This is a genomic window from Streptomyces sp. MA5143a (genome assembly GCF_900290235.1).
GTDB lineage: Bacteria > Actinomycetota > Actinomycetes > Streptomycetales > Streptomycetaceae > Streptomyces.
The window spans coordinates 1-979 of sequence record NZ_OLMK01000180.1; the positions used below are offsets into that span (position 1 = coordinate 1).

Here is a 979-nt window from a genome sequence, read left to right on the forward strand (position 1 = left end):
TGTCCCTGCACCTGGCCTCCGACGACGCGTCGGCTGCTGTCGACTGGCGTCTGTTCCTGCCTGAGAGCTGGGATCCCGCCTCGCCCAAGGCCGATCCGGGCAAGGTGGCCCGCCGCACCCAGTGCGGCATCCCCGCCGACATCGGACACGTCGAGAAGTGGCAGCTGGCCCTGGACATGATCGACGAGACCAGGTCGTGGGGCATCGACGTCCCGCTCGTCGTCGCCGACGGCGGTTACGGCGATACCGCAGCCTTCCGCCTGGGCCTGGAAGAACGCGGGCTCAGCTACGCGGTCGGCATCTCCACCACGACCACCGCCCACCCGGAAACGGCACGGCCGCATACCCCGGCGGTCGTGGCCCGAGGCCCCAGCCGGTCTATCCCGAGCCTGCCCGGACGGTGAAGAAGCTGGTCATCGAGGCCGGCAAGCAGACAGCCCGGCCGGTGCAGTGGCGGGAAGGCTCCCGCCCGGGCAGCGGCCGCAGCGGCGTCAAGCGCATGTACTCCCGCTTCGTGGCCCTGCGGCTCCGTCCCGCCGGACGCCAGATCCGCAAAGCCTGCGACGGCCCGGAACTGCCCGTCTGCTGGCTGCTGGCCGAATGGCCCGCCGACCAGCCCGAACCCGTCCAGTTCTGGCTGTCCAACCTGCCCGCCGACACGGCGCTGGCCACCCTCGTGCGCACCGCGAAACTCCGGTGGCGCATCGAGCACGACTACCGCGAGATGAAACAGACCCTGGGCCTGGCCCACTTCGAAGGCCGCACCTGGCGAGGCTGGCACCACCACGTCACCCTCGTCTCCGTCGCCCACGCCTTCTGCACGCTCCAGCGCATCACCCGGTCCCCAAAAGAGACGGCGCCGGCCTGAGCCTCTACCAGGTCGCCCGCGAACTGCAGTTACTCCTCGCGGTCTGGACCGGCGCCTGCCCCACCTGTCACCGCAACATGCCAGAACCGATATCAACCTGACCAAGCACTA

At 69.9% G+C, this 979-nt stretch carries 1 pseudogene; it reads left to right on the top strand.

Annotation, left to right across the window (positions count from 1 at the left end):
• Positions 1–868: pseudogene (locus SMA5143A_RS45080) on the top strand (IS701 family transposase); the annotation flags it as partial.
• Positions 869–979 lie beyond the last annotated feature (111 nt).